Origin of the sequence: Streptomyces sp. NPDC019531 (assembly GCF_044903305.1) — a bacterium.
Taxonomy (GTDB): domain Bacteria; phylum Actinomycetota; class Actinomycetes; order Streptomycetales; family Streptomycetaceae; genus Streptomyces.
The window spans coordinates 1-2,002 of the sequence record NZ_JBJDQL010000131.1 but is presented as its reverse complement, the minus strand read 5'-3'; the positions used below and the strand labels follow the sequence as shown (position 1 = coordinate 2,002).

At 68.0% G+C, this 2,002-nt stretch carries 1 protein-coding gene and 3 pseudogenes; 1 reads left to right on the top strand and 3 read right to left on the bottom strand.

Translation table 11 applies throughout. The features are described from left to right. The 3 genes and pseudogenes from ACI2L1_RS45115 to ACI2L1_RS45105 all read right to left on the bottom strand — a co-directional run. Positions 1-152: pseudogene (locus ACI2L1_RS45115) on the bottom strand (sulfurtransferase FdhD); the annotation flags it as partial. Positions 153-297: 145 nt separating this feature from the next. Beyond that, a pseudogene (locus ACI2L1_RS45110) lies at positions 298-502 on the bottom strand (molybdopterin dinucleotide binding domain-containing protein); the annotation flags it as partial. A gap of 122 nt (positions 503-624) precedes the next feature. Next, positions 625-1,596, bottom strand: a complete 972-nt coding sequence (locus ACI2L1_RS45105; protein WP_404745292.1) for a 2-dehydropantoate 2-reductase — start codon at positions 1,594-1,596, stop codon at positions 625-627. Between the two features lie 263 nt (positions 1,597-1,859). On the opposite strand from ACI2L1_RS45105, the pseudogene ACI2L1_RS45100 reads away from it, so the two are divergent. Next, a pseudogene (locus tag ACI2L1_RS45100) lies at positions 1,860-2,002 on the top strand (GntR family transcriptional regulator); the annotation flags it as partial.

Sequence of the window (2,002 nt, the reverse complement as noted above, 5' to 3'; positions counted from 1 at the left end):
AAGTCGTCGCCGGGGGTGCGCATGGTGATGGCGAGGGGTTTGCCGTTGAGGCGGATCTCCAGGGGTTCCTCGGCGACCAGTGTGTCGGGGCGGGACGAGACCGCCCCGTCGCGGATGCGGATCACCCTGCGTCGTTCCGTGACTCGTCCCATGACCGGCCTCAGTTCCGTATCGCCACGACGGGCAACTTCTCTATCCGGACGACGGCGGCCTCGAACTCCACCGCCTCCACCGCCCCCACGACCGGACAACGCACCCTGGCCGCAGGCCAGTTGGCCTCCGTCCTCGCCGGTGGACGGCTGCTCATGAACGCCAGGCCGGGCCGCAGCGCCGGATCCACCCACACCGGTGCCGTCGTCGAACCCCGCCGGGAGGCGACCTGCACCACTTCGCCGACCATCACCCCGTGACGCTCGCCGTCCTCCGGGCTCAGCTCGACGCACTCGGCACGCCGAAGCGACGATGCCCAACCACCCTTTCGAAGAAGGGTGTTGTACGACTCCCGGTCGAGCAGGCCCGCTTGGGTGATCGCCCGGCCGATCGCATGGGTCATCGGAACCTCGGTGCCGACGTTCGGCCGGAGCCGATCGCCGGCACCGATGACATGGGTGGTGCTCAGTTCCGTCATGCGGCGGACCGGAGAGCGAGGAGGTCGGAGAGAGCGTGGACGGTGCGGAGCGTGGGCACGTCCACGCCGGTGATCTCCGCCAGCTCGATGACCGCGGTGAGGAGGACATCGAGTTCGAGCGGCTTGCCGCGCTCCAGGTCCTGGAGGGTGGAGGTGCGGTGGTCACCGACGCGTTCGGCGCCGGCCAGCCGGCGTTCGATGGAGACACCGACCGTGCAGCCGAGGGCCTCGGCGACGGCCAGTGTCTCCGCCATCATGGTCTCGATGACCTTGCGGGTGCCGCCGTGCAGGCACATCTGCCGCATGGTGGCGCGGGCCAGCGCGCTGATCGGGTTGAAGGAGATGTTGCCGAGCAGCTTGAGCCAGATGTCGTCGCGCAGGTTCTCCTCGACCGGGGCCTTGAGGCCGCCTGCCCGCATGGCCTCGCTGAAGGCGAGACACCGGGGAGACAGGCTGCGGTCGGGCTCGCCGATGGAGAACCGGGTGCCTTCCAAGTGCCGTACGACACCGGGGCCTTCGAGCTCGGTGGCCGCGTAGACGACACACCCGATGGCCCGGGAGGGCGCGAGCACCGCACTGACCGCACCCTTCGGGTCCACACTCTCGATGCGGTGGCCGTCGTGCGGGCCGCCGTGCTGGTGGAAGTACCACCAGGGGATGCCGTTCTGGGCCGCGATGACCGCCGTACTGTCATGGAGAAGGGGCTCGATGAGCGGCCCGCACGCCGCGTACGAGTTGGCCTTCAGTCCGAGGAAGACGAAGTCGACCGGGCCGATCTCGACCGGGTCGTCGGTGGCGTGGGCATGGGCGGTGAAGTCACCCCGGGGGCTGAGGACTTGGACGCCGTGACTGCGCATGGCCTTCAAGTGCGGGCCGCGCGCGACGAGATGCACATCTGCGCCGGCGCGATGCAGTGCTGCGCCCACGTAGGCGCCGATCGCACCGGCGCCGAGGACTGCGACTTTCATGGGTGGGAGCTCCGTTCGGTGAGGGTGACCGAGGAACTGCCGACTTTGTCGACTGAATATTGTCTACAGGATGGAGAGAGTACCCAGCAAGGGTCGTGACGACACCAGGGCCCGTGAGCTGCCGATACGTGACCGCGTGTGGCCCCGTACTGCCCCGTCCGGCCTGGGCCGACAGCGGTTGTGCGCCGTAGACTGTAGGCGAAAACCAATTCATAATTGGCTCTCATCTGCAGCGACGACGCTGTACAGGAGGGACCGCGATGTTGCCGACGACCGGACTGCCGTACGGGACGGTGCCCAGGCTTGAGCGTCCCGGTCCACTGCGCGACCGTGTCTACGGAGCGTTGCTTGAGCTGATCACGACGCGTGCGTTGCAGCCGGGTCAGCATCTTGTGGAGAGTGAGTT

Excerpts from the sequence above, each read along its gene's own strand:
- ACI2L1_RS45105 (WP_404745292.1), bottom strand. The coding sequence starts at position 1,596 with ATGAAAGTCGCAGTCCTCGGCGCCGGTGCGATCGGCGCCTACGTGGGC.